General features: G+C 35.5%; 28 protein-coding genes. 19 read left to right on the top strand and 9 right to left on the bottom strand.

The features are described from left to right. A partial coding sequence (locus HMPREF2937_RS01605) for a MogA/MoaB family molybdenum cofactor biosynthesis protein (protein ID WP_070863880.1) occupies window positions 1-413 on the top strand: 413 nt, incomplete at its 5' end. 299 nt (window positions 414-712) lie between these two features. On the opposite strand, the gene moaC is transcribed toward HMPREF2937_RS01605, so the two are convergent. Then, complete coding sequence (gene moaC / locus HMPREF2937_RS01610) at window positions 713-1,192, bottom strand: cyclic pyranopterin monophosphate synthase MoaC (protein WP_002479601.1); 480 nt, start codon at window positions 1,190-1,192, stop codon at window positions 713-715. A 63-nt stretch (window positions 1,193-1,255) separates the two neighbouring features. Between moaC and glp the strand changes: the two genes are divergently transcribed. The 6 genes from glp to moaA are packed head-to-tail and all read left to right on the top strand — an operon-like array spanning window position 1,256 to window position 5,351. Further along, entirely contained in the window at window positions 1,256-2,515 is a 1,260-nt protein-coding gene (glp, locus tag HMPREF2937_RS01615; protein ID WP_070863881.1) for a molybdopterin molybdotransferase MoeA, read from the top strand. After that, a complete protein-coding gene (gene mobB, locus HMPREF2937_RS01620) occupies window positions 2,512-2,994 on the top strand; it encodes a molybdopterin-guanine dinucleotide biosynthesis protein B (RefSeq protein ID WP_002479599.1) in 483 nt (160 codons plus the stop codon). Before glp ends, mobB begins: the two co-directional genes overlap by 4 nt. Then, window positions 2,991-3,446 carry a molybdenum cofactor biosynthesis protein MoaE gene (locus HMPREF2937_RS01625; protein ID WP_002479598.1) on the top strand — a complete coding sequence of 152 codons (456 nt, stop codon included), beginning with the start codon at window positions 2,991-2,993 and terminating at the stop codon, window positions 3,444-3,446. Before mobB ends, HMPREF2937_RS01625 begins: the two co-directional genes overlap by 4 nt. After that, window positions 3,443-3,676, top strand: coding sequence for a molybdopterin converting factor subunit 1 (gene moaD / locus HMPREF2937_RS01630; protein ID WP_002479597.1), 234 nt, complete (start codon window positions 3,443-3,445; stop codon window positions 3,674-3,676). Before HMPREF2937_RS01625 ends, moaD begins: the two co-directional genes overlap by 4 nt. A 4-nt stretch (window positions 3,677-3,680) precedes the next feature. Then, on the top strand, window positions 3,681-4,283 hold the full coding sequence (mobA, locus tag HMPREF2937_RS01635; protein WP_070847981.1) for a molybdenum cofactor guanylyltransferase MobA: 603 nt from the start codon (window positions 3,681-3,683) through the stop codon (window positions 4,281-4,283). 45 nt (window positions 4,284-4,328) lie between these two features. Then, window positions 4,329-5,351: a GTP 3',8-cyclase MoaA gene (moaA, locus tag HMPREF2937_RS01640; RefSeq protein ID WP_070863882.1), complete on the top strand. Its 1,023-nt coding sequence runs from the start codon at window positions 4,329-4,331 to the stop codon at window positions 5,349-5,351. A 71-nt stretch (window positions 5,352-5,422) separates the two neighbouring features. On the opposite strand, the gene HMPREF2937_RS01645 is transcribed toward moaA, so the two are convergent. Further along, window positions 5,423-5,767: a transcriptional regulator, SarA/Rot family gene (locus HMPREF2937_RS01645; RefSeq protein WP_002479594.1), complete on the bottom strand. Its 345-nt coding sequence runs from the start codon at window positions 5,765-5,767 to the stop codon at window positions 5,423-5,425. A gap of 305 nt (window positions 5,768-6,072) precedes the next feature. Between HMPREF2937_RS01645 and HMPREF2937_RS01650 the strand changes: the two genes are divergently transcribed. Genes HMPREF2937_RS01650 through HMPREF2937_RS01665 form a run of 4 tightly spaced genes read left to right on the top strand, consistent with a single transcriptional unit; the run spans window position 6,073 to window position 9,360 of the window. After that, window positions 6,073-6,930 carry an ABC transporter ATP-binding protein gene (locus HMPREF2937_RS01650; protein WP_070863883.1) on the top strand — a complete coding sequence of 286 codons (858 nt, stop codon included), beginning with the start codon at window positions 6,073-6,075 and terminating at the stop codon, window positions 6,928-6,930. After that, on the top strand, window positions 6,927-7,658 hold the full coding sequence (locus tag HMPREF2937_RS01655; protein ID WP_002479592.1) for an ABC transporter permease: 732 nt from the start codon (window positions 6,927-6,929) through the stop codon (window positions 7,656-7,658). The genes HMPREF2937_RS01650 and HMPREF2937_RS01655 overlap by 4 nt, the downstream gene beginning before the upstream one ends. Before the next feature lie 35 nt (window positions 7,659-7,693). Beyond that, window positions 7,694-8,758 carry a sensor histidine kinase gene (locus tag HMPREF2937_RS01660; RefSeq protein ID WP_180364610.1) on the top strand — a complete coding sequence of 355 codons (1,065 nt, stop codon included), beginning with the start codon at window positions 7,694-7,696 and terminating at the stop codon, window positions 8,756-8,758. Beyond that, entirely contained in the window at window positions 8,755-9,360 is a 606-nt protein-coding gene (locus HMPREF2937_RS01665) for a response regulator transcription factor (protein ID WP_070863885.1), read from the top strand. The genes HMPREF2937_RS01660 and HMPREF2937_RS01665 overlap by 4 nt, the downstream gene beginning before the upstream one ends. A gap of 35 nt (window positions 9,361-9,395) precedes the next feature. Here the strand turns inward: HMPREF2937_RS01665 and HMPREF2937_RS01670 are convergent, their stop codons facing one another. Together HMPREF2937_RS01670 and HMPREF2937_RS01675 are read right to left on the bottom strand one after the other, a co-directional pair. Further along, window positions 9,396-10,544 carry an MFS transporter gene (locus HMPREF2937_RS01670; protein ID WP_052032787.1) on the bottom strand — a complete coding sequence of 383 codons (1,149 nt, stop codon included), beginning with the start codon at window positions 10,542-10,544 and terminating at the stop codon, window positions 9,396-9,398. Between the two features lie 58 nt (window positions 10,545-10,602). Further along, window positions 10,603-11,019, bottom strand: coding sequence for a MarR family winged helix-turn-helix transcriptional regulator (locus HMPREF2937_RS01675; RefSeq protein WP_070625749.1), 417 nt, complete (start codon window positions 11,017-11,019; stop codon window positions 10,603-10,605). A gap of 259 nt (window positions 11,020-11,278) precedes the next feature. On the opposite strand from HMPREF2937_RS01675, the gene HMPREF2937_RS01680 reads away from it, so the two are divergent. After that, entirely contained in the window at window positions 11,279-12,034 is a 756-nt protein-coding gene (locus HMPREF2937_RS01680) for a VOC family protein (RefSeq protein ID WP_070847990.1), read from the top strand. Between the two features lie 3 nt (window positions 12,035-12,037). On the opposite strand, the gene HMPREF2937_RS01685 is transcribed toward HMPREF2937_RS01680, so the two are convergent. Continuing rightward, window positions 12,038-12,289, bottom strand: coding sequence for a hypothetical protein (locus HMPREF2937_RS01685; RefSeq protein WP_070863886.1), 252 nt, complete (start codon window positions 12,287-12,289; stop codon window positions 12,038-12,040). 120 nt (window positions 12,290-12,409) lie between these two features. Between HMPREF2937_RS01685 and HMPREF2937_RS01690 the strand changes: the two genes are divergently transcribed. The 4 genes from HMPREF2937_RS01690 to HMPREF2937_RS01705 all read left to right on the top strand — a co-directional run bounded on the left by HMPREF2937_RS01690 (window position 12,410) and on the right by HMPREF2937_RS01705 (window position 19,536). Then, a complete protein-coding gene (locus HMPREF2937_RS01690; protein ID WP_070863887.1) occupies window positions 12,410-13,663 on the top strand; it encodes a lipid II:glycine glycyltransferase FemX in 1,254 nt (417 codons plus the stop codon). A 165-nt stretch (window positions 13,664-13,828) separates the two neighbouring features. Further along, window positions 13,829-16,966, top strand: a complete 3,138-nt coding sequence (locus tag HMPREF2937_RS01695; protein ID WP_070863889.1) for an efflux RND transporter permease subunit — start codon at window positions 13,829-13,831, stop codon at window positions 16,964-16,966. Window positions 16,967-17,167: 201 nt separating this feature from the next. Beyond that, window positions 17,168-18,349, top strand: coding sequence for a hypothetical protein (locus HMPREF2937_RS01700; RefSeq protein WP_070863891.1), 1,182 nt, complete (start codon window positions 17,168-17,170; stop codon window positions 18,347-18,349). 17 nt (window positions 18,350-18,366) lie between these two features. After that, entirely contained in the window at window positions 18,367-19,536 is a 1,170-nt protein-coding gene (locus tag HMPREF2937_RS01705) for a metal-dependent hydrolase family protein (RefSeq protein ID WP_070863893.1), read from the top strand. A 52-nt stretch (window positions 19,537-19,588) separates the two neighbouring features. Here the strand turns inward: HMPREF2937_RS01705 and mspA are convergent, their stop codons facing one another. Together mspA and HMPREF2937_RS13620 are read right to left on the bottom strand one after the other, a co-directional pair. Further along, a complete protein-coding gene (mspA, locus tag HMPREF2937_RS01710) occupies window positions 19,589-19,906 on the bottom strand; it encodes a membrane stabilizing protein MspA (protein ID WP_002479581.1) in 318 nt (105 codons plus the stop codon). Window positions 19,907-19,977: 71 nt separating this feature from the next. Beyond that, window positions 19,978-20,145, bottom strand: coding sequence for an SE1832 family protein (locus HMPREF2937_RS13620; RefSeq protein WP_002479580.1), 168 nt, complete (start codon window positions 20,143-20,145; stop codon window positions 19,978-19,980). 135 nt (window positions 20,146-20,280) lie between these two features. On the opposite strand from HMPREF2937_RS13620, the gene HMPREF2937_RS01715 reads away from it, so the two are divergent. Further along, on the top strand, window positions 20,281-21,192 hold the full coding sequence (locus HMPREF2937_RS01715; protein WP_070863895.1) for an AEC family transporter: 912 nt from the start codon (window positions 20,281-20,283) through the stop codon (window positions 21,190-21,192). Window positions 21,193-21,280: 88 nt separating this feature from the next. On the opposite strand, the gene HMPREF2937_RS01720 is transcribed toward HMPREF2937_RS01715, so the two are convergent. Continuing rightward, a complete protein-coding gene (locus HMPREF2937_RS01720; RefSeq protein WP_002479578.1) occupies window positions 21,281-22,135 on the bottom strand; it encodes a GRP family sugar transporter in 855 nt (284 codons plus the stop codon). A gap of 121 nt (window positions 22,136-22,256) precedes the next feature. Beyond that, window positions 22,257-23,120 carry a GNAT family N-acetyltransferase gene (locus HMPREF2937_RS01725; protein WP_070863897.1) on the bottom strand — a complete coding sequence of 288 codons (864 nt, stop codon included), beginning with the start codon at window positions 23,118-23,120 and terminating at the stop codon, window positions 22,257-22,259. A 143-nt stretch (window positions 23,121-23,263) separates the two neighbouring features. On the opposite strand from HMPREF2937_RS01725, the gene HMPREF2937_RS01730 reads away from it, so the two are divergent. Together HMPREF2937_RS01730 and HMPREF2937_RS01735 are read left to right on the top strand one after the other, a co-directional pair. Beyond that, window positions 23,264-25,396 (top strand): DNA topoisomerase III, encoded by a 2,133-nt coding sequence (locus HMPREF2937_RS01730; protein ID WP_070863899.1) that lies wholly within the window; start codon window positions 23,264-23,266, stop codon window positions 25,394-25,396. Window positions 25,397-25,582: 186 nt separating this feature from the next. Continuing rightward, the gene (locus HMPREF2937_RS01735; RefSeq protein WP_002479575.1) at window positions 25,583-26,917 is read left to right on the top strand and encodes an NCS2 family permease; all 1,335 of its coding nucleotides are present in this window, start codon (window positions 25,583-25,585) and stop codon (window positions 26,915-26,917) included. Window positions 26,918-26,981: the final 64 nt, after the last annotated feature.

Genomic DNA, 26,981 nt, shown 5'->3' on the forward strand with positions numbered 1-26,981 from the left:
GTAATTTAGCTAAAGAATTATTATCAGAGATTAATGTGGAAATTACAGATGATCATTACACAATCGTCAAAGATGATAAACAAGCGATTACTGAACAAGTACAACAATGGTTGAATGAAGATGTGGATGTCATTATTACAACGGGCGGTACAGGTATCGCACAACGTGATGTGACGATTGAAGCAGTAACTCCTTTATTAACAAAAGAAATTGAAGGTTTCGGAGAGTTATTCAGATATTTAAGTTATGCTGAAGATGTGGGAACACGTGCTTTATTATCACGTGCTGTCGGCGGTACAGTAGGTGAACAATTGATTTTCTCATTGCCAGGTTCATCTGGTGCGGTGAGATTAGCGATTGAAAAATTAATTAAACCTGAATTGAATCATCTCATTCATGAATTAACAAAATAAAATGCAAGAAGAAGCGGTTAGATTTTACTCAGGTAGAAGACTAACCGCTTCTTCACTGTACTGTTTGATTGAATAAGGGAAAACACTGAAGCCAATCACTGATTTCATAAGATTTCATCAGTTTTTTCATCCATTCAGCCTATTTAACTTAAAGAATTCGCATTATATAATAGGAGTAACATGAAAAAAACGGAACGATTGTACGTTGTGACAGTAAAATCACAACGTCAATGGTTCCGTAGTGCTGTTGTGAAGTTCATGTTTACCTATAAAAAGGGTAAAACATGAACAACAATAGTTTATGATCTGCGGTAATCCCCGGATTTTCCGCCAGATTTTGAGATAAGGTAAGTTTCGCCGATGACCATCCCTTTATCAAGTGCTTTGGTCATATCGTAAACGGTTAAAGCCGTTGCTGAAGCGGCTGTGAGAGCTTCCATTTCTACACCGGTTTTACCTGATGTAGAGACTGTAGCTTCAATATTAAGTGTATATGACGATGTTGTATCCCATTCAAAGGCAATATCGATACCAGTCAGTGAGAGCGGATGACACATAGGAATAATCGTAGAGGTATTCTTAGCTGCCATGATTCCCGCGATTTGGGCAGTATTCAGCACATTACCTTTCTTATTTGTATGTTCTACAATTTGCTTGTAAATCGCTTCGTTAACAGTAATGCTTGAATGTGCAGTCGCAACACGTTTTGTGATGTCTTTATCAGAAACGTCGACCATTTTCGCATTACCTTGAGCGTTGATATGAGTAAATTCAGACATGTTATTCCTCCTCGCTTAGACATTATAGCATGAAATAAAATAGATGTTAGGAGCAGATAGTTTATGCCAGTTGAAAAAAGAAATCCAATTGCGGTAAAAGAAGCAATCAAACGTGTGGTAGCACAAGAATTTCGTACAGAAACACAACAAGTGCCTTTAAATGACAGTTTAGGATATATACTGTCTGAAGATATCGTGGCAACGTATGAAATTCCACGTTTTAATAAATCACCTTATGACGGCTTTGCGTTAAGAAGTGAAGATACAAAAGATGCAAGCGGTGACAACCGTATTGAATTTGAAGTCATTGATCACATCGGTGCAGGCAGTGTGTCAGATAAAACAGTCGGACCGAACCAAGCTGTCCGTATTATGACAGGTGCAGAAATTCCAGCAGGTGCAGATGCAGTTGTGATGTTAGAACAAACACGTGAAGGTGAACATTCATTTACGATTCGTAAAACCTTCGAACATAATGAAAATGTTTCATTAAAAGGTGAGGAAACAGAAGTCGGAGATGTCGTATTAAAAGAAGGCCAACGTATTAATGCTGGGGCTATCGCAGTACTTGCGACCTTCGGTTATACAGAAGTGCCCGTACGTCGCTTACCCTCTGCAGCTATTATTGCGACAGGCAGTGAGTTATTAGATGTCGGTGATGAATTAGAACCAGGTAAAATCCGTAATTCTAATGGACCGATGATTCAAGGCTTACTAAATCAATTCGGCTTAGACTGTGAAGTTTATAAAATTCAAGAAGATGATTTCGACAGCAGTTTAGCAGTCGTTAAAGAAGCACTTGCTTCTCATGATATGGTCATCACAACAGGCGGTGTATCTGTTGGTGACTTCGACTATTTACCAGCTATCTATAAAGAAATCGGTGCAGAAGTATTATTCAATAAAGTACAAATGCGTCCAGGCAGTGTCACAACAGTTGCTGTCGCAAATAATCAATATTTATTTGGTTTATCAGGGAATCCATCTGCGTGCTATACAGGATTTGAATTATTCGTAAAACCAGCAGTCTTAAATATGATGGGCGCGATTGAACGTTTCCCTCAAGTTGTAAAAGCCACATTGATGGAAGACTTCAAAAAAGCCAATCCATTCACACGTTTCATTCGTGCAAAAGCTACATTAAATGGTTTACAAACAACAGTAGTACCTTCTGGTTTTAACAAATCAGGTGCGGTTGTCGCGATTGCACACAGTAATGCGATGATTATGTTGCCGAGCGGTACACGCGGCTTTGAAAAAGGCTACACAGTGGATGTCATTCTGACTGAAACAGATACCTTTGAAGAGGAATTAGCACTATGATTTTACAAATTGTGGGATATAAAAATTCTGGCAAAACAACCTTGATGGCAGAAACAGTTAAGTTTCTGAAAGCACAAGGTTATCGTGTAGTGACGATTAAACATCATGGACATGGTAGTGAAGATATTACCTTACAAGCAGCAGAAGTCGATCATATGAAACATTTTGAAGCAGGGGCAGACCAAAGCATTGTGCAAGGTCATGCGTTAAGAGAAACAGTCACACGTACAACAGAACAAACTTTATCCCACATTATTGAATCAGCGGTCACGATTGATTATGATGTGTTACTGGTTGAAGGCTTTAAACAAGCGGATTATGATAAAGTGATTATTTATAGAGATGAAGCGGAATTAGTTTCTTTATCTGAGCTGAGTCATGTACAATATAAGTTACCGTTTCAAAAAAATACAGAGTTAAGTCATTTTAAAAAGTGGTTATTAACTTTTATCGATAGAAAAAAGGATGAGTCAAAATGAAACAATTTGAAGTTGTGACTGAGCCGATTCAAACAGAACCTTATCGAGACTTTACACTGACACCGCATCAGGGTGCAGTAGTGGTCTTTACAGGTCATGTTAGAGAATGGACAAAAGGCATTCGTACAGAACATCTTGAGTACGAAGCTTATGTGCCAATGGCGGAGAAAAAATTAGCTCAAATCGGCGATGAAATCAACGAACAATGGCCTGGCACGATTGTCAGCATTGTTCACCGTATCGGACCATTGCATATTTCCGATATTGCGGTATTAATCGCAGTTTCTTCACCACATAGAAAAGATGCCTATGCGGCAAATGAATATGCGATTGATCGTATTAAAGAAGTAGTGCCGATTTGGAAGAAAGAAATATGGGAAGATGGCGCACAATGGATCGGTCATCAACGTGGTTATCATGAAGATGCCATTGAAAGGGGGCAAACAGAATGAAAGTCCTTTATTTTGCGGAGATTAAAGAAATCTTACAAAAAGGTACAGAAGAATTTGAACTAGAGAATGAAATGACAGTAGAGGCGTTTAAAAAATATTTATTTGAAACGTATCCAGAAATCAGCGGCAAACAATTCCAAATCGCTTTGAATGAAGAATTTGTGCCAAATGATGAAATGATTCAACCTTCTGATGTCGTTGCGTTGATTCCACCGGTAAGCGGAGGTTAAGAAAGTGAAAGCAATTATTTTAGCAGGCGGACGTTCAGAACGTTTTGGTTCGCCTAAGGCATTTGCGAGGCTCAATGGTAAAATGTTTTATCAACATATTATCGAAGCCTTGAATGAAGCCAATATGTTTAATGAGATTATCATTAGTTCTAGTGCGGAATTGGCTGATCAATTTGAAGATGTCAAAGTGGTCGTAGATGATGAAGAACATCAAGCGAAAGGACCGCTTTCAGGCATCTACTCAGTAATGAAGCAAGATTTTGAAGCAGAACTATTCTTTGTGATTTCAGTAGATACACCGTTAATCACAGAAAAAGCTGTCAGCACGTTATATCAATTTATGGTTGAGCATGTCATTGAAGACCAGTTAGATATTGCGGGGTATGAAGAAGAGGGGTATCCGATTCCTACTATCGCATTTTATAGTCCGACGTGTTTACCAGTCATTGCACGTGCACTAGAATCTGATGATTATAGTATGAAACATGTTTATAACCAAGTCGCTTCTGATTGGCTGGATGTTCATGAGGTTGATACAAGACCTGATTGGTACCAAAATATTAACTACCAAGATGATTTAGCCAGAGTCAGAGATCAATCGCTTTGATGAGATGTATCAAGCGATAAGAGAGAAAGAAAAGGGGGTCAAAAGATGGTAAAACAAATAACAGATAAATTAGGTCGCCCGATTCGTGACTTAAGATTATCCGTGACAGATCGCTGTAATTTCCGCTGTGATTATTGTATGCCTAAAGAAATTTTCGGCGATGACTTTGTCTTTTTACCCAAAGATGAATTATTGACTTTTAGTGAAATGGAAAGAATTGCTCGCGTATATACTCGCCTAGGTGTGAAGAAGATTCGTATCACTGGCGGGGAACCTTTAATGCGTAGAGATTTATATAAATTAATTACCGCTCTTAATGAAATTGACGGTGTAGAAGATATTGGTCTGACTACCAATGGTCTATTGTTGAAAAAACATGGACAAAAACTTTATGATGCCGGATTAAGACGTATCAATGTCAGCTTAGATGCTATTGATAACGAATTATTCCAATCTATCAATAACCGTAATATCAAAGCAGATACCATTCTAGAACAAATTGATTATGCAGTCTCAATCGGTTTTAAAGTGAAAGTGAACGTTGTTGTGCAAAAAGGTATCAATGATGACCAAATCATCCCAATGATTCAGTACTTCAAAGACAAAAATATTGTTGTAAGATTTATTGAGTTTATGGATGTCGGTAATGACAATGGCTGGGACTTCAGTAAAGTTGTCACAAAAGATGAGATGCTTGCGATGGTCGAAGATGAATTTGATATTGAAGCGGTTGAACCGAAATATTATGGTGAAGTCGCAAAATATTATCGTCACAAAGATAACGGAGCACAGTTCGGTTTAATTACGAGTGTTTCTCAGTCATTCTGTTCAACATGTACGAGAGCACGCTTATCTTCTGATGGTAAATTCTATGGCTGCTTATTCAGCACAGTCGATGGATTTAACGTCAAAGAATTTATGCGTTCTGGTAAAACGGACGATGAATTACAAGCGAAATTCGAAGAGTTATGGCATATTCGTGATGACAGATATTCAGATGAACGAACTGAACAAACGGTCGCAAATCGCAGACGTAAGAAAATTAATATGAACTATATCGGCGGTTAAGTCGAATGAAATATATAATAAAAAGCACGTCTTTCTGATTTTTTTCGGAAAGGCGTGCTTTTTCATAATGATTACTTTGCGAAGGTTTCAAATTCTTTGATGACAGATGCGACGAATTCACGTTGTGTCTTATCTAATAAATAAAAGACTTGGCGTTCATCAGTTTCTGAACGCTCTTTTGCGATCAGTTCTCTTTTATAAAGTTTTCTTATTAATACATCAATTTTACTCGTATTCCATTTCATGTCGTAATGGAGGGTATCCCTCAATACTTTACCTGTAATTTTGTCAGTACCATTGAAGCGGTATAAAATAATGAACTCCTCCATGGTAAGATGATGTTCTGCTTTTAGCCAATATTTAATCTGGCTAAGTTTACATTCTGTCTCAATTAAATGATCAATTGTCTTTGACATTGATATTCCTCCTCTTGCCCTTTCATAGTTGTATTCCCCCAGGAATAATAATTGTTTTACTTATTATATTATATAACGAATTTCAATATAAATCTATTCTCTTTAATTTACTATAATAGTAAAAAAAGTGCGTTATCACGGAAATTATGAACCGAAATTGAATATGTTGAAAGAAAAGTTGATTCAAGTGCTAAAAGTATAAAACAAGAAAATGACAAATGTCATAGAGAATTTATGACAAACGTTACTATGTTTACAATTTTTAAAAATATATCATTAAATCAAGGAAATAAAGAGGTGATTAAATGATAAAAGTAAACGGTGTAACTAAATCATTCCACAATACTAAAGCAATAGATCATGTTTCATTTGAAATAAAAGAAGGAGAATGTATCGCTTTAATAGGCGTAAATGGAGCAGGTAAGTCCACATTGATTGATTTGATTTTAGGTAATTTAGTTCCAGATGAAGGGCGTATTGAAAGGGATTCTGCTATACAAAATAATATCGGCGTATTATTTCAAAAATCAATCTTTAATGAATGGGTCAAAGTAAAAGAACTCTATGCGTTTTATTCATCGGTTTATAAAAAAGCGTTAGATTACAACAAGTTTAAAACATTGACCCAGTTTACTGATAAACAATTAAATCAATACGCGACTAAATTATCTGGAGGTCAACAACGTTTATTAGATTTTATATTGATGTTAACAGGACAACCTTTATTAATATTTTTAGACGAACCGACGTCTGCAATGGATGCTAAAACAAGACGTTATTTCTGGAACATCATAAATGATTTGAAGGCTCGAGGTATTACCATATTATATACGACGCATTATATTGAAGAAGTAGAGAAGGTTGCGGATCGCGTTATCGTATTGAAACAAGGAAAGATAATGAATGATAGTTCACCTTCACAATTAAAACACCTTGATAAAACATCAACGATATATCTACCTGAACAATTTGAGTCAATCATTCAAAATAAAACTCAATTAAGTTATCAAAAGGATCAAAGTGAACTTCAAATCAAAACAGATGAGGTTCAAAAAGTTTTACAACAATTGATTGAAATAGATATAGATTTAAATGAGTTAGAAATTAAGAAAAGTTCATTAGAAGATTATGTATTTGAAAGTGAAGGGGAGATTCTATCATGATTTTTAAATATTTGAAATTAGATTGGACAATCACTTTGCGACAAAAAATATATCTTATTCTTTCAGTAGGGATGCCGTTAGTATTTTTCTTGATTTTCACTTCATTAACTAAAGTACCACAATCAGAAGCCAATCAAATTTATAAAGAAAGTTTGATGAGTATGACGGTCTTTAGTTTAACTAGTTATTGTTTGTTGACCTTCCCTGTTGAATTAGTACAGGATAAACAAAACGGATGGCAGAAAAAACTTTTTGCGACACCGATGACACCCATTAAATATTATGTAGCTAAAGTATTCAAAATCATGAGTCTTTTTTTATTTTCAATTATTCTGATGTTTAGTGTTGGAGGAATGATTAGACACATTCATATGTCTCTTTATGAATGGTTAGTATCAGGATTATTATTATGGATTGGATCCAGTTTATTTTTGTCCATAGGGTTATTACTGGCACAACATAAAGATGTGAAGCAAGCAAGTAGTATAGGTAATTTATTGTATCTTGTTTTAGCGATTGTGGGTGGATTATGGTTTCCTATTAGCTTGTTTCCTCAATGGCTAGCTTCTATCTCTCGATATATGCCGACCTACCGATTAAAACAGCTAGGATTAGATTTTATTCAGCATCAAACGATTAATATAGCGGCACTTGGTTTTCTTTTGGGGTATTGTATACTATTTATAATCATTGCTTTAGTTATTCAAAAGAAATCGGACGTGATGTAATGTCTTTTTTGCTTAGAAAAATAAAAGGAAACCCAATGGGCGTTGCGAGTTTTATCTACTTGTTGTTTCCAATTATCGCTTTATTTTATCAAGACATCAAAGGACCTAAAGTAATTGCTGTTATAGTGATTGCTGTATTCATAATTAATTATGGTATTTTAATTTTATCTGATGTTTATCAGTTTAAAGTGAAGCGGTTGATTGTATGGATGATTTATTTGATCGGCACACTTTATTTTTGTTGGGCAATGGGCAGCACATTTATCATGTTTTTCTTTTTTGGTTCTTATGTGTTGCCATATGTTTATGAAGCGACTGTAAAGTCAGTGGAAAGTATATTATTTTATATTGCTTTACTCATCGCATCTGGTCTTTCACTATACTTACTTCCAAAAGCTTTACCAATAGTTGTCGTACTGATTCTTGTTGTAATCATTTCGTTGTTCATTAACTTTAGAGTTATCGAAAATAAAAAAGTAAGGGCGCAAATGAAAGAGAAAAATCGTCACATCAATTTATTGATTGCTGAACAAGAACGTCAAAGAATCGGCCAAGATTTACATGATACGTTAGGTCATGTATTTGCCAGTTTGAGCATAAAATCTGAGCTTGCTTCTAAGTTGATAGATCAAAATCCAGAAAAAGCCAAAGAGGAAATGTTAGCAGTTAATCAACTTTCTAAAGAGGCATTAAATAAAGTCAGAACTATTGTAGAACACCTGAAATTTCAAGATTTTGAAGAAGAAGTGAAGTCTGTAGATCAACTATTAAAACAAGCAGATATTACTTTTGATTTTGAGGGACAATCCATTGCTAGAACATTAAATAAAGGACAACAGTCTATATTAGCTATGCTATTGAGAGAAGCGGTCAATAATATTATTAAACATGCACATGCGACAAAAGTAACTGGTACATTAAAAGAAGCGCAACACATCATTACGTTGATAATTAGTGATAATGGCAAAGGTATCAGTAAACCTGAAGCTACACTGCATAGTATAAGAGAGCGTGCAGCATTATTAGATGGTGAAGTTACAATAAAATCTGAACAAGGTGTTACATTAATGATTCGAATTCCACGAGGTGATAATTTATGATAAATGTTGTTCTAGCTGAAGACCAAGAAATGCTGAGAAAAGCGATGGTTCAACTTATAGAGATGGATGGAAATATAAACATTATTGCTGATACTTCAAGTGGAGCAGAGGCATGGCAAATGATTGAATCCAATCAGCCTGACATTGCAATTCTAGATATTGAAATGCCGGAATTAACAGGTTTAGAAGTATTGAACAAAATAAGAGAAACAAAGTTAAATACAAAAGTCATTATTGTAACGACGTTCAAAAGACCAGGTTATTTTGAAAGAGCAGTCGCAAATGATGTAGATGCTTATGTATTAAAAGAACGTTCCGTAGAAGAACTGATTCAGACCATGCATAATGTTATGGCAGGACAAAAAGAATATAGTGAAACACTGATGACTACATATTTTAATGAGAAAAATCCATTAACGCCTTCAGAACAATTAATACTGAAAGAAATCGGCAATGGTTATTCAAGTAAAGAAATTGCACAAAAGCTTTTTCTTTCAAACGGGACAGTTCGTAATTATACTTCTGTCATTATTGATAAAATGGAGACAGAAAATCGTTTTGATGCGTGGAAAAAAGCTATTGAAAAAGGATGGATTATATAAAAAAGTGCAGACCGTTTTGATCTGCACTTTTATAATTAAGCACGTTCTAAATATTTTACTTTGCGGCCATGTAGGACATAGTAAAGTCCTGCGGTAATAATAGTTAATATAGCCATGAAGCCATAAAGTTGTGCATAAGTAATAGATGAAGTGAAGACACCTAATACAGAAGGGCCGAAGCCGATACCGAAATCAATACCGATAAAGAAAGTAGAAGTGGCTAGGCCATATTTTTCTGGTGTCGTAACTTTGATCGCAATAGCTTGCATAAGTGATGATAAGTTACCGTAACCTACACCTAACGCTGCACCTGCAAGTAATAACATCCAGCCTGAATGTGCAAAGAATAAAAGCACAAAGCTGATAAGTAAGAAGAAATAAGATGGATAAACTACAACGTTTTCGTTTTTGTTATCCATTAAACGACCTGTAATTGGACGTGTGACTAATGATGTTAAGGCATAGAAAATAAAGAAGTAACTTGAAACTGCGACTAGATTGCGCTCTTCTGCAAAGAATTTTAAGAATGTCAGAATAGATGAGTAAGTCACACCAGTTACTAAAATTACAATCGCAATCGGTACTGCATCTTTAGCGATAAATTGACTTAAGCTGAAACCTTTTGATGGTTGAGTTTCAGAAACTTTAGTTGTTTCAAAATTGATATGAATGAAGAATGATAAAGCTAAACCAATGATGCCTAATACTAAACATAAAGCGAATAAGACATCAATGGAGTATTGATTTGATAATAATAAACCAAAGAAAGGTCCGACAGCTGTTCCGAGAACTAAACTGAGAGAGAACATGCTGATACCTTCACTTTTACGTTCAGGTGGTGTGATGTACGCAGCTATTGTTCCTGTCGCAGTAGTCGCAACTGCTGTCGCAACACCATTAATTAATCTGGTAAACATTAAGAAACCTAATGAACCTTCTATAAAGTAAAGGGCTTGCGTTACGATAAGAAAAATCAATCCTATAATTAATGTACGTTTAGGTCCCATCGCATTGACATATTTTCCTGTAATAAAACGGCCGATTAATGAGCCGACAATAAATAATCCGGTTACTAATCCGGATAAACTATCTGAAGCGCCAAATTCGTTTTTACTGTAGCCTGCAATGACAACGATTAACAGGTACATACAAAGATAAACGAAGAAGTTGACGATAAAGTTCATATTGAAACTTTTAGTCCATATTGGTGCGTGTTGAGAATGATCCACGCGAAATCCCTCCTTAAAACTGATGTTTGATAGCTTTGAGCGTTCGAATGGTTTGCTCGATATCATCTTGACTAAGACCCGCTTCTTCAACGATTTGTTGTTGAAGTGCTGTTACTTTTTCGATGACTTCGTGGTAAATCTGATTACCTTTATCCGTCAGACTTAATAGTTTTTGTCTTTTATCTTCCCCTGGTGTAACAGTCAGCAAGTCGTGTTCATGTAACACTTTTAATAATTTACGTGTTGATGGTTTTTCAATACAACGACGTTTAGAAATTTCGACAAGTGTTGTCGGTTCATGTAAGTAAATATCCTTTAGAACTAAAAATTGAGCAGTATGTAGCTGATACTGATCAAGTAAAGGTTGAACGCTTTTTACATAAGGTCTATATAATTCAGTAAAGCTATTAAATAATTGATTGATTTCCATGTTGTAGCTCCTTAAATTAAGATAGAGGTTGAGACCTCAGTAAAACGTCACAACCTCATATATAAACGAAATCAGTTTGATTTTTTTGCAGGGTAATTGATTGATTTCGTTAAAAAGGTTAGCTAAGCTAACTAATTTACTTTACTATTGTAGAAAATTCTCAAATAAAAATCAAGAGATTTTTTGAAATTAGTCTTTCAAAAGGCAATTCGATTCATAATTTGATAAGATGAAGAAAAATGAAGAGAGGATGGTCTAAATGGTTCAGTTGAAATTTGATCATATCATCCATTATATCAAGCATATTGATGAGTTTGAGTATCCAGGAGAAGTAATGAAGTTATCACCGGGTGGCTTACACAATCGCTATGGTACATATAATAAATTGGTTTATACAGATTTGGCTTATATTGAAATTATCGGTGTAAACGATGAAGAAAAGTTGAAGAAGGTTATTAAATCGAATGAAGGACGTGTATCTTTCGTTGCGAAAATCGTACAAGATAATTTCGAACAAGGCTTTAAAGCAATCGCCTTACGTACAAATGATTTAGATAAACTCAAAGAAGAGTTTGAAGCGAAAGGGTTAGATGTCGTAGGACCAATTGAAATGGGCCGAGAAAATAAAAAAGGTGAACAAACGTCTTGGCGTTTATTATATTTGAATCAGCCGGATGCGAAATTGAAACCGCCGTTCTTTATAGAGTGGAATAAGTCAGAAGAAGAACGTGTTGAGGCGTTAGAAAATAGATTTCAACCGCAATTCAAAATAAAAGCCATTGAAATTCAAACCACACAACAAGCGTTAGTGGTCAATCAATGGCGGGATTGGTTTGGTATGGAAGTGGTATCTGAAGATGAAGAAATCACAACTTTAAAATTGCCTGATGAAGCGATTGAATATCGTATTCAATCAGGACGTAAAGACAAGTATGCGATTGTGATTCAAGATACAACCGCCGAAACGCCTTATCATATCGTGACACGCGGTGGAGCTTATCACTTCGAACCTTAAAATTTAGTACACATAATGATAAACTGCGTTCGCAATCATAATCGCATAAGTTAAAGCGATTAAGAATAAGATAATTGCTAGCCACATATCAACATGTGATTTACGCAATAAGACAAGATAAACAGCAGTTACTATAGAAAATGCGGTAAAGAATACACGCAAGCTGAGATTGTCTATTTGAACATGGTTGACTAATGTTATACTAATCACAATGATATTTAAAACAATCATGATAATTAAAAAGATATTTCTCACACTTTTCACCTCTGAATCTTTATAGTTTATAGGGTTACGTGAGGATACGACATGAAAGTCACTTAGTTTCATTGTATAATAAGTAGATAGTGGAAGGAAAATAAAGGAGATTTTTATTTTATGGAAAAGATGAATATCACGAACCAAGAACATGATGCATTTGTTAAATCTCATCCCAATGGTGATTTGCTTCAACTCACACAATGGGCAGAAACGAAAAAGCTGACTGGTTGGTACTCTAGACGTGTCGCAGTAGGTGAAGATGGAAAAGTTAAAGGTGTCGGTCAATTATTATTCAAGAAAATACCGAAACTACCTTATACACTTTGTTATGTCTCTAGAGGGTTCGTCGCAGATTATGATGATAAAGCAGTCATCGAAGCCCTCCTTCAATACACAAAAGAAATTGCTGAAGATGAAAAAGCCTATGCGATTAAAATCGATCCAGATGTAGAAGTGGATAAAGCAGGGGATGCTTTAGGTAATTTAAGACAATTAGGATTCAAACATAAAGGATTCAAAGAAGGCTTATCAAAAGATTACATTCAACCACGTATGACAATGATTACACCGATTGATAAAACAGATGATGAATTGATTCAAAGCTTTGAACGTCGTAACCGTTCAAAAGTACGTTTATCATTAAAACGTGGAACGAAAGTAGAACGTGCAGGTCGCGATCAACTTAAAATCTTCGCAGACTTGATGCGTATTACTGGGGAACGTGATGGTTTCTTAACACGTGATATCAGCTACTTTGAAAATATTTACGATGCATTACATCCTGACGGCGACGCAGAGTTATTCTTGGTTAAATTAGAACCAAAACCTGTATTGGCAGAGTTAAAAGGTGAAAATGCAAAAGTTGAACAAGATATTGAACGTCTGAAACAAAAGAAACAAGATAAAAAGACGTTGAATAAAATCAAAGATGCTGAAGCTAAAATTGCGCGTAACCAAAAATTAATCGATCAAATGGAAGAACTATACCAACGTGAGCCAGAAGGTGTTTATTTATCAGGCGCACTGCTTATGTTCTGTGGCCACAAATCATATTACTTATATGGTGCATCTTCAAATGATTATCGTGATTTCTTGCCGAACCATCATATGCAGTTTGAAATGATGCGTTATGCGCGTGAAAAAGGCGCTACAACATATGATTTCGGCGGTACAGATAATGACCCGGATAAAGACTCAGAACATTATGGTTTATGGGCATTTAAGAAAACATGGGGTACGTATTTAAGTGAAAAAATCGGTGAGTTTGATTATGTCTTAAATAAACCATTGTATTATATGATTGAAAAAGCAAAACCAGCATTAACAAAAGCTAAAATCAAAGTTTCTCGCAAAATAAAAGGCAGAAAATAATACGGTTAGACAACATATTTTCATAAGTATAGATAAAGGGGTTGAGACTAATATTGGTCTCAATCTTTTTTCTTGGAAAAACCTAAAATGTTGAGTGAAATCAACGACCTTTTAAGGCGGAGTGTGTTAAATTTAAAGTAACGAGAAATGAGGAGGAAAGAGCGCATGATTAATCGTTTGCTGAAGTTCTCTTTAGGCAATAAATTCGCTGTATTTTTAATGGTTGTATTAGTCATCTTGGGCGGTGTCTATTCCAGTGTAAAAATGCGTTTAGAATTATTGCCTGATGTAGAAGAACCGATGATATCTGTCAATACTGTCTTACCGGGTGCCACACCTCAGACAGTGCAAGAGGATATCAGTGATAAAATAGATAATCAGATCAGAGGCATGGCGCATGTCGAAAATGTCAAAAGCCAATCGTTAGAAAATGTTTCTATGGTCCAAGTCAGCTATGAAGATGGTACAGATATGGATAAGGCTGAAGAAGCATTAAAGAAAGAAATTGATAAACTTAAACTCACGGAGGATGCAAGGGAACCTGAATTAATGAGGAATAGTATGAATGCATTCCCTGTAGTTGTTTATTCATTTTCAGATAAAAATGGAAATTTAGAGAAAGCGACGAAAGCGATTGAGAAACAACTCATTCCGAAATTAGAAACTGTTGACGGTGTTCAAAATGTACAAATGAACGGTCAAACTGCACGTCAAGCAACGATTAAATTCAAACAAAGCGAATTACAAAAACGTGGTATGAGTGCTAAAGGTGTGGAGGACTATATTAAAAATGCTTCTGGCAAAACACCTTTAGGTTTATTCCAATTCGGTAAAAAAGAAAAATCCATTGTAGTGAATGGAGAATTCACTTCAGCAGATGCATTGAAAAACTTTGTAATTCCTGTCAGCGCAGCACAAGGAGAACAAGGCCAATCTGGGTCAGATGAAAGTTCAATGATGTCACAAGGTTCACAAGGACCACAAAGTAATGACATGGTGAAACTTTCAGATATCGCCGATGTAAAAATCGGACAAGAACGTGAGTCAATATCCAGAACGAACGGTAAAGATGCGATTGATGTTCAAATCGTAAAAGCACAAGATGCCAATACTGTTCAAGTGAAAAAAGATACAGATGCGAAAATTAAAGCGTTTGTGAAAGATAATAAAGATTTAACACAAACTAAGATTATGGATACCGCAAAACCAATCCAAGATTCTATTTATACAATGCTTGAAAAAGCGATTCTTGGTACGATAGTTGCGATTATTGTCATCTTATTATTCTTACGTAACATCAGAACAACAGCAATTTCAGTCGTTTCAATTCCAATGTCGTTATTAATTGCGATGATTGCCTTGAAGTTATCAGATGTCTCATTGAACATCTTGACTTTAGGTGCATTAACCGTCGCAATCGGACGTGTAATTGATGACTCTATTGTTGTTATTGAGAATATATATAGACGGATGTCCGACCCGAAAGAGCGAGAGAGCGGAGACAACTTGGTTATCAGCGCGACAGCTGAAGTATTCAAACCAATTATGTCTTCTACGCTTGTAACGATTGTCGTCTTCTTACCATTAGTCTTTGTGGCTGGTTCAGTCGGGGAGATGTTTAGACCATTCGCACTCGCAATTACATTTAGTTTATTAGCGTCATTACTAGTGTCTATCACTATTGTGCCGGCATTAGCTTCAACATTCTTTAAAAATGGTATCAAACAAAAACGTCAACGTTCGTTAGGTGCAGTAGGCAGAGGATACAAAAAAGTATTGAATTGGTCGTTAAACCATAAATGGATTGTCTTAATTATAACGACTGTTATTTTAATCGGCAGTATCGGATTAGGTGCTGCGAAAATAGGAACGAGCTTTATTTCCACAGGTGAAGATAAATTCATGGCGTTGACTTATACACCAAAACCTGGTGAAACAAAAGAACAAGTACTAAAAAATGCTGAACAAGTTCAAAAATATCTTAACAGTAAAGATAAAGTGAAGAAAGTTCAGTATTCACTAGGTGGCGCATCACCAATTGATCCGACAGGCAGTACAAACAATATGGCTGTGATGATTGAATATGCGAGTGATACGAAAAACTTTGATACAGAACCAGACAGAGTATTAAAACATATCGCAGGCTTTAAACAAGAAGGCGAATGGAAATACTTAGACATGGGTACTGGCGGCGGCAATAATGAAATTGAAGTCAAAGTATCTGGTCCATCAGGTCATGAAATCAAAGACACAGTGAAAGCAATCGAAGATAAAATGAAACAAACATCAGGTGTAGTGAACGTTAAATCCGATTTAACTGAAGTCTATGACCAATACACAATTGATGTTGATAAAAACAAAGCAACCGAAAAAGGCTTGTCAGCGGGTCAATTAGCAATGGGCTTAAATCAAAATATTCCAGAAACAACACTGACAACGATTAATGAAGAAGGGCATAAAGTCGATGTAAAAGTTGAAAAAGAAAAACAAACGAACTGGACCAAAGAGAAATTAAACAATCTTGAAATTCCGACACCGACAGGAAAAATGGTTCAACTGAAAGATATCGCAACATTAAAATCAACACAAACACCAAGTAAGTTGATTAAAGAAGATGGCGATTATACTACAACTGTAACAGGTAAAATCAGCGGTAAAGATGTCGGCGGTATTTCAACGAAAGTGATGGATAAAGTAAATAAAGTCGATAAACCAGCGAATGTTAAAATCAATTCAGGCGGTGCGACAGATGACATTAATAGAGCGATGACGCAATTAAGTCTAGCAATGATTGCGGCAGTTGTAATTGTCTATCTTGTACTCGTATTAACATTCAAAGGCGGCTTAGCACCATTTACCATCCTATTTTCACTTCCTTACATTGTAATTGGGGTAGTATTAGCTTTAGTATTCACAGGAGAAACACTTTCTGTACCAAGTATGATTGGTGTCTTAATGTTAATAGGTATTGTCGTAACCAATGCGATTGTACTCATAGACCGAGTTATCAATAATGAGCATAAAGGTATGGAAATGAAAGAAGCGTTGTTAGAAGCGGGCGGAACGAGAATACGTCCAATCTTAATGACAGCACTTGCGACAATTGGCGCACTTGTACCGATGTTATTCGGACAAGACAGCTCTATCTTGATTTCCAAAGGTTTAGCCGCAACTGTAATAGGCGGATTGGTTTCTTCTACTATTCTTACACTGATAGTAGTACCAGTTATTTATGAAATTCTATTTACGCTGAAAGATAAAGTAACACATATGTTTAGCTCAAAACGTAAAAAAGAGAATTAAGTTTAAAATTTAAATAGCATCTGATTTCTACGCACTTTCTGCATATAAGCAGGGAGTGCGTTTTTTATTATGAGAGTAGTTGTACATTATAATAATGAATATACTCAAATAATTCAGAAAAATTTGAATGTTATCTTCACATATTCATTCAAAGGTTTTATAATTGGATAAATATAAGAGGAATGGAATTGGAGGTAACATATGGAGTTATTAATCGCATTTTTGGTGGTAATGGTTTTTATATTCATTGGGGAGTGGGGATCTAATTTTTCGAAAGCATACATACCTTCTGTATTTATTACAGCTGCGCTTTTCACGATTGGATTTTGGACATTCTTACCTAAAGATATTGTTAACCAAGCATCATTTGGTAAAGAATTTGTTGCTATAGCAGTACCGTTATTACTTGTTCATTTAGGTACAATGATGGATTTGAAACAACTTGCTGCACAATGGAGAGCAGTTGTAGTTGCTTTAGCAGGAGTAGTCGGTACTATGGTTTTAACGCTGACAATCGGAACATTGTTATTTGATTGGCATACAGTTGTTGCTGCTGTGCCACCATTAACAGGAGGTGTTATTTCTGTAGCACTGATGTCAGATGGGTTAAAAGCAGAGGGGTTAACGACTTTAGTTGCAATTCCTGTCGCAATGTATATCACACATAGTATTATTGGTTATCCATTAACATCTGTTGTATTGAAAAGAGAAGGGAAACGATTATTAAAGCAATATGATAATCAAAAGCTTGATTTTAAGAATGCAGAGTTGAGTCAAGAAGCCGATGAAACATTAACGAAAAAGCCGACTTTTTTAAAAAGTGAGAAATTTCAAACACCTGCATTTTTACTTGCAAAAGTAGCATTGGTTGCGGTACTTGCAGTACTACTCGAAAAGGCAACAAACAAAGCAATTAATGGGAATGTTATTGCCTTAGTATTAGGGGTTATTTTCCATCAAATCGGCTTTTTAGAAAAGCAAATTTTAAATAAAGCCAAAGTGTTTAATTGGTTAATGTATGGTTTATTAGCATTTGTATTCTCGCAACTTAGTATGACAACACCGAAAGTATTAAGTGGAATCATGATATTAATTCTGGTTTTGATCGCATTAGGTATTTTAGGTATGTATCTTGCTTCATCTTTATTATCTAAACCATTAAAGATGAGCAAAGATATGGCATTTGCGACAGCGTTAACTGCATTGTTCGGCTTCCCAGCTGATTATATTTTAACGAATGAAGTCGTCAACAATTTAACGAAAGATGAGAAAGCACGCAATGTCTTAATCGATTATATGATGCCGAAAATGTTAGTGGGCGGATTTGCGACGGTATCTGTCGCTTCTATTATAATCGCTTCACTATTTCTTAAATTATTGTAAGGAAAGGGTAGAGTTGAATGGTAAAAGTATTATTTAAAAATGCACAACTTTTTAATGGAGAAACATTTGTAGATAATCAAAGTTTTGTAGTTGATTCTGAAACGGGAAAATTTGTTAGTTCAAGCGATAAAGCTGATGAGACGGTTGATTTAAAAGGACAATTTGTAGTACCTGGTTTAATTAACACGCATACACATATCGTTGCTGATCCGTATGGTAAAGTAACGAAGCTAGGATCACCAGATAGTAATCCGGTTACCGCAACTTATATGGCGTTAAAGAATTTAAGTGATTTATTGAGCGATGGGGTAACATATATTAGAGATGTCGGTTCAATTTATGATGTAGATTTAGAACTAGCTAAATTAGAACAGCAAGGTGAATTGTTGGCACCAGGTATTGTTGCTTCAGGCAGCCCATTGACCATGACTGGCGGTCACTTCTGTGAAGGCAGCTACGAAGTTGATGGTGTTGATGAGGTGCGTAAATTTGCTAGAAAATTATTAAAAAAAGGCGCTGGAAATATTAAATTAATGGCAACAGGAGGTGTTTCATTTAGTGGTGAAACACCACATGATGTTCAATTGTCATTAGATGAATTAACAGCTGCAGTCGAAGAAGCCCATCATAAAGGGCGAACAGCCTGTGCACATGCACAAGGGACAGAAGGTATTAAAAATGCGATTTTAGCGGGTGTAGATTCGATTGAACATGCTGTATTCTTGGATGATGAAACAATTCAATTATGTTTAGATCACGAAACGTTTATCGTGCCAACACTGATTGCGCCATATGCGATTAATCAAAATCAAGAATTATTACCAGATTTTATGGTTCAAAAATCGTTAGATATTGAAAAAGCGCATTTTGAAAGTATCGGTAAAGCAGCTAAAGCAGGAATTAAATTAGCAATGGGTACAGATTCGGGTACAGCTATGAATAATTTTGATACACATTCTACTTTTGAAATGGAATTAATGACACGTACAGGTGCGACTAATTTACAGACACTTCAAGCTGCAACAATTAATGCAGCAAAACTACTTAAAATTGATAACCAAGTAGGTTCAATTGAGGAAGGCAAACTTGCTGATTTTATTATTCTAGACCATAACCCATTAGAAGACATTAAAGCATTACAGGAACAAAAAATAGTTTACAAAAAAGGTATCAAAGTTACCAAATAAACCAAACAAGCCCCTCAGCTCGTATAATACGCAGCTGAGGGGCTTTTCTTTCTTAATATAATACAAATGTTAAAATAGTACTGATCACGAAAATTAAAAGGGTCATCACATTTAATAAGAAGACACCTTTTTGATCGCCTTTTGAATACTTGAAGGCTGTAATCTCCACATTACCTACAAGCATCACAATGACCGCAAACTCCCACCATGCTACTGGAGGAACTGTTAAGTTAATCATTGCGACAATAAGGATGAGTAATCCACCCATGACCATACGTAAAACACTACTGTAGATTGTATTCATTTTATAAATACTGATATAGCTTACAAATAAATACAAAACGGGTAGTAATAATAGATAGAGTTGCATCGCGTGTACTTCCTTTCTGATAATCACAAAACACGTTGAATCATGGCGTGTTTCTATTCAAGATGTCGATTTTATTGCTGTTTTATTTGTGAACGGACGTGTGCGATTTCATGTTCGATTTGTTCAAGCTGTTTAATCAATGGATCGACTTCTTGACCTGTTGATTCACGCTTTTCCAAATCGTCTTGCAGACGTACGTAATCTTGTTTTAATTCTGCTAATTGACTTTCTAAATCCAAAAGATACACCACCTTATTGATTTTTATTATCAATAATAATAGTATATCATGGAAAGATTAGAGATGTAATTACCGAGAAATGACATTTCATGACGAATGAATGTCTCAATGATAATAGAGAAAGAAGGGTGACTTATGACAGGCAAATTCGCAGTCATTGTTATATTGATTGCGCTTGGGTATTTACTCAAACGTATCAATATTTTAAAAGAAGAAGATAATCAAGTACTGGCTAAATTAGTGCTGAATGTGACGTTACCTGCATTAGTCATCGTCAATTTAAACAAAGCTGAACTGGATATTTCACTATCTGTATTGCCAGTTATGATGGTCATTTACGGTATTATTGCGAAAGTTATCGCTATCAGCTTTTTCTTAAAATATGACAATGAGATGCGAGGTACCATCGGCATGATGATGGCATCACTGAATATCGGCTTATTTGCTTACCCGCTAGTACAAGCGATTTGGCCGAAAGTCGGCATGATTTATTTCGGTATGGCAGATATCGGCGGTGCGATTGTCATGTTCGGTATCACTTATTTTATAGGCAATTATTTCAGCAGCAGCGGAAATAATACTTTTAATCTTAGATTTCTTATATTGAATTTATTACGTTCTATTCCATTGATGACTTATTTGATGATGTTTGGTTTAAATATGAGTAACCTGCATTTACCAGATCCTGTTATCAATTTCTTAGATGTATTGGCACAAGCGAATATACCGTTATCTATGATTCTCTTAGGTTTAATGTTGAACTTTAGAGTAGAACGTCGTTATCTACCGATTGCCTTGAAATATTTGGCTATTCATTATGGCTTTGGACTCATAGCGGGCTTACTCGTTTATTTCTTTTTACCAGTCTCTGACCAAATGATAAAAACGACTTTAATGGTCATTTGGTTGTTGCCAATCGGCGTTGCGGTCATACCTTACTCCATTCAATTCCAATACCGTACATTGCCTTTGATTGGCATGACCACCAACATGACGATTGTGATCAGTATCGTCATACTCTATTACTTCCAAATGTTTTTCGTATAATAAAAAAGGGATTGTCAACCATTACTTAAGTGGCTGACAATCCCTTTAAAATTTCTATTATTTTCTTCAATATTTTATTAGAAAGTCATTATGCTTTTAATCCGCCGAGAATGAAAGCTGCGACGACAATTAATACAATCCCTGCAGTAATTCCAAGCATTTGACGTTTATCTTTACGTTCTTTCAGTATAAAGATACCGCCGAGTGTTGAAACGATTACTAGTAATTGTGAGAATGAGAAACTTGTAGCGACGCCGACTTTAGGTTGTGAGTAGAACAAGAATAAGTTACCAATGGCCCAAATCACACCTGGCAACAGGTTACGTAACGTATAGCGTGTAGACGTTTGGTGCTTCGCTGATAATAAGAAACCACCGATTGCCATACCAATTGATTGGAAGAATAAGGCATCTAAGCCATTTACGCTAAAGATTTGTGCCACAACCACATATACGACATAGCCGACTGTTGAAATTAATAAAATCACAATTGCTTTACCTAATTTAGATTGGCCTTCGCTCGATTCATTTTTACCTTTAAGTGAAGTCAATGCGATACCGCCCACTAATAAAATCATCGCTAATAGACCTAAAACGACTTGTGTTCCTGTACTCCATTCCCCTAGGAATATTGCGCTGAATAATGTAGTACCAACCAGCTGCATTCCTGTAGAAATCGGCATAGTTTTAGAAACACCGATTAAATCAACAGAGCGTAGTTGGTAACCTTGACCTAATGCCCAGAATGCACCAGAGATCAAACCGACAATAATGACTTTAGGTTCAAAACTAGAATGTCCTGTTAATAAGAGAACAATACCTACAATCAATGCGCCGAGTGTCGTGCCTCGGATTTGATTGTAAGGTCCGCCTCCAACAAGAACGTTAATTAAAACAACACTACCCCAAAAGAGGGCAGGCAGTAATGCGATAAGTAAATCCATCTTCTATCTTTTCCTTTCTATATTTAAACTTACCCCTTAATAAAATAAGAATAAAACAAAGACAAATAAATGGAAAATAAAACGTTTGCTATGAAGGTTAACCTCATAACAAACGCTTATATTATTTGATATATTTGAATTTTTTACGTTCTGAACGAATGTCGAAACCGAGTTCACTGAAGCGGTCTACTAATTGATCATTTTTACTACGTATTTTGAAATAGACTTTATTAATATCATCGTATTTAAAAGCGAAGTTAATCGCATGACTTAATAAATTAAAAGCAATTCCTTCATAACGATAATCCGTATGAGATGAGAAATATTTAATTTCTGCTTTATTTTTATCAGGTTTGACTTGCAGATATAAGTAGCCTTTTAAAATACCTTCGCTGACAAAAAAGAATAAATGATTGTTCTCATCTAGTGTATTGACAATTTCAGAAGCAGACATTGCTTCACGACGGAAGTTTTTCTGATGTAAGCGATCGAAATGTGCGAAAAAAGCTTTGTGATATGGAATGATTTGACGTTCAGCCGCAGGACTTGTTTCAATTGTGTGATCAGTTGAAAGATAATAGTCAGTGAACGTATAGTGTGCATCAATGGATTTCATCAATGAACTTTTATAGTCGTCTGTAATATCAAATGAAAAATTGAAATGAGATTGATCAGGTTGATCTGCAATTAAAGTTTCAAAAAGGCTTTTAAAAGCTTGTGCATCTAATGGATCATTTGAATTGATGAACGGCCCAACCATTTTAAAATGGTTAGTATCATAGGAGAATCCACCCATCAGCATACGGACTTTGTCACTTTCGTCAATGAGCGCGTAGACGCCTGTATCCTGTTTTAAAGCCTCAATACTTTGTGTCAATGAAACGTTTTTTTCGTGAAGCTTATAAATATAGGAACAATAGGATGTATCGGCTTGGTGAATAAAACTTTGGATGTCTTGAACAGCTTCAATTTTAACGGCTTTCATAAGAACCTCCTTGGTTGTTATATAAAGAACACCTTTTTATTTATTATACTTTGTTTTGTGTTGAGATAAAAGCAAAGGTACGAGAAACAAGCACAATAAATCATGTTACAATAGAAATACGATTTTGAGAAAGGAAAATGAAGATGAAATCATTAATTCTAGCAGAGAAACCTTCTGTGGCCCGTGATATTGCGAACGCATTGAATGTACATCAAAAGCGCAATGGCTATTTTGAAAACAATCAATATATTGTGACATGGGCTTTAGGTCATCTGGTAACGAATGCAACTCCAGAACAATATGATTCGAAGTTTAAAACATGGGACTTGCAAGAACTGCCAATTATCCCAAAATATATGAAAACAGTCGTTATTCCAAAAACAAAGAAACAATTCAATACAGTCAAATCATTGATGTTAAAAGATGTAGTTAAAGAAATTATCATTGCGACTGATGCTGGTAGAGAAGGGGAGCTCGTTGCACGTTTGATTTTAGATAAGGTGCATAATAAGAAACCGATTAAACGTTTATGGATCAGTTCGATTACAGCCAAAGCGATTCGTAACGGGTTCAAACATTTAAAAGATGGTAAAGCATACTTGCCATTATATCGTGCAGCATTAGCACGTAGTGAGGCAGACTGGATTGTTGGGATTAATGCGACGCGCGCATTAACAACGAAGTATGATGCACAGTTATCATTAGGTCGTGTTCAAACACCGACGATTCAACTTGTTCAAATGCGCCAAGATGAAATCAGACATTTTAGACCATCTAAATATTATACGTTAGAAGCACAAGTGGATGGACAAAACTTTAAGTTGATTTCAAAACAACGTATCTATGACAAACAAGTATTAACAGATATGGTTCAACAATTAGAACAACAAACGGGCATTGTTGAATCAGTAACATCAAAACGAAAGAAACAATATCCTGCGAAGTTGTTCAGTTTAACTGATTTACAACAAGAAGCTTATCAACGTTATCGTATGGGTGCGAAAGAAACACTGAATACACTTCAAAACTTATATGAACGTCATAAGTTGGTTACGTATCCAAGAACAGATTCGAACTATTTAACGGATGATATGGTAGAAACATTTAAAGAACGTTTACAAGCATTGCTTGCGACTGAGTATAAAGAAGCGGTGCGTCCATTAGTCAATAAACAGTTCAGTGCTAAAATGGGTATCGTAAATAATCAGAAGGTATCAGATCATCATGCGATTATTCCAACAGAAATTCGTCCTAACATGAATGATTTGAGCCAACGTGAACAAAAGGTCTATTTAATGATTGCAGAACGATTTATAGAGAACTTGTTGCCGCCGTATGAGTATGAAGCGGTCAAAGTTATCTTGAAGGTCGGTAATCAGACCTTTGAATTGCAAGATAAAGTAACCTTACAACTTGGTTTCAAACAATTACGCAATGAATCAACCACACAATCAGAACCGATACAATTTAAACAAGGTGCAACTTATAAAGTCCAACGTTTCCATATTCAAGAACATGAAACAACACCGCCGCCATACTTTAACGAGGGAACATTGTTAAAAGCAATGGAAAGTCCTCAAAAGTTCTTTGAACTCAAAAATAAAAAACATTCACAAACTCTGAAACAAACAGGCGGTATTGGTACGGTAGCAACACGTGCAGATATAATCGAAAAGCTGTTTAATATGAATGCGATTGAAGCAAGAGATGGTCATATTAAAGTTACGTCTAAAGGACGCCAAATTTTAGAACTCGCACCACAATCACTTACTTCACCATTGCTTACAGCAGAATGGGAAGAAAAATTAACGCAAATTGAACAAGGTAAATATGATGCACGTCAGTTCATAAAAGAGATGAAACATTTTACTGAAACTATTGTGAATGAAATCAAAAACAGTGAACAGAAATATAAACATGATAACTTGACCACTACAGAATGTCCGACATGCGGTAAATTCATGATTAAAGTCAAAACAAAAAATGGGCAAATGCTTGTATGCCAAGACCCGGCATGTAAGACAAAGAAAAATGTACAACGTAAAACGAATGCACGTTGTCCAAACTGTCATAAGAAAATGACATTATTCGGTAAAGGTAAAAAAGCGACATATCGTTGTGTTTGCGGTCACTCTGAAACACAAGAACAAATGGATCAAAGACACAAGAATAAAGGTAAAGGCAAAGTATCTAAACGTGAGATGAAGAAATATATGGGTAAAGAAGAAATGAACAACAATCCATTCCAAGATGCTTTGAAGAATTTGAAACTTTAATTAGGAGACACACTCATTAACGAATTTTAACGAACAATATTTAAAAATATAGTGTTGAAATCGTTCGAAAATGAGTGTGTTTTTCAAATTTCTATTAAAATTGTTTGGTTTTTTCTTAAATCTTCATTGTATTTTCTTTGAATAGGGATTAGAATATTAAGGTATTTCATTTAAGGAGACTTTAAAGTGAAAAAATATTTCCAATTTGATAAGTATCAAACGAATTATCGTCGTGAGATTTTAGGCGGTTTAACAACTTTCTTATCTATGGCTTACATATTAGCTGTTAACCCGCAGATTTTAAGTTTAGCAGGTGTAAAAGGTATCCCAGATGATATGAAGATGGATCAGGGCGCAGTATTTGTTGCGACAGCCTTAGCTGCATTCGTGGGTTCATTATTTATGGGACTCATTGCAAGATATCCAATTGCATTAGCACCAGGTATGGGACTGAATGCATTCTTCGCATTTACTGTTGTGTTAACAATGGGGATTCCATGGCAAATCGGTTTAACAGGTGTGTTATGTTCAGGTATCTTCTTTGCGATATTAACCGTAACAGGGCTCCGGGAAACCATTATTAACGCCATACCGTATGAGATGAAAATGGCTGTAACAGCGGGTATCGGTTTATTTATTACCTTTGTTGGTTTACAAGGTGCAGGTATTATTGTGAATAATGATTCTACACTTGTAACTCTAGGACATATTACAGATGGTAAAGTATTATTAGCAGTATTTGGTATCATCGTAACGGTTGTACTTTATGCTAAAAAAGTACCGGGTGCTATCTTTATCGGTATGATTTTAACGTCAGCCGGCGGATTATTAACTGGTTTAATTCAAATGCCACATGCAGTAGTAGGAAAGATTCCAAGTATTGCGCCAACATTCGGTGCAGCATTTGAAGCATTTAAAGACCCAGGTCAATTATTTACAGTACAATTTTTAATAGTTATTTTAACGTTCTTGTTTATTGATTTCTTTGATACAGCAGGAACATTAGTGGCAGTGGCTTCACAAGCAGGTATGATGAAAGATAATAAATTACCTCGTGCAGGTCGTGCTTTATTCTCAGATTCTATCGCTACAATCGTAGGTTCTATTTTCGGTACAACAACAACGACTTCATACATTGAATCAACATCAGGTGTTGCTGTAGGTGCAAGAACTGGTTTTGCGAGTATTGTAACAGGTGTCTGTTTCCTATTAGCATTATTCTTCAGTCCATTAATGGCTGTTGTTACGAGTGCAGTCACAGCTCCAGCATTAATCGTAGTAGGGGTATTAATGGCAGGAAACTTATCACAAATTGATTGGAAGAAATTTGAATTGGCTGTTCCAGCTTTCATTACGATTATTATGATGCCACTATCCTATTCAATTGCGACAGGTATCGCATGTGGTTTCATCTTCTATCCAATTACAATGTTAGTGACGAAACGTCATAAAGAAGTACATCCAATTATGTATGTATTAATGGTATTATTCATTTTATATTTCGTATTCGTACACGGTTAAAATAAAACGATTAAGCAAGCTCATGAGATATGGGCTTGTTTTTTTATATATCAAAAAAAGACAC

The organism is Staphylococcus sp. HMSC061G12 (assembly GCF_001838465.1).
Taxonomy (GTDB): Bacteria; Bacillota; Bacilli; order Staphylococcales; family Staphylococcaceae; genus Staphylococcus; species Staphylococcus simulans.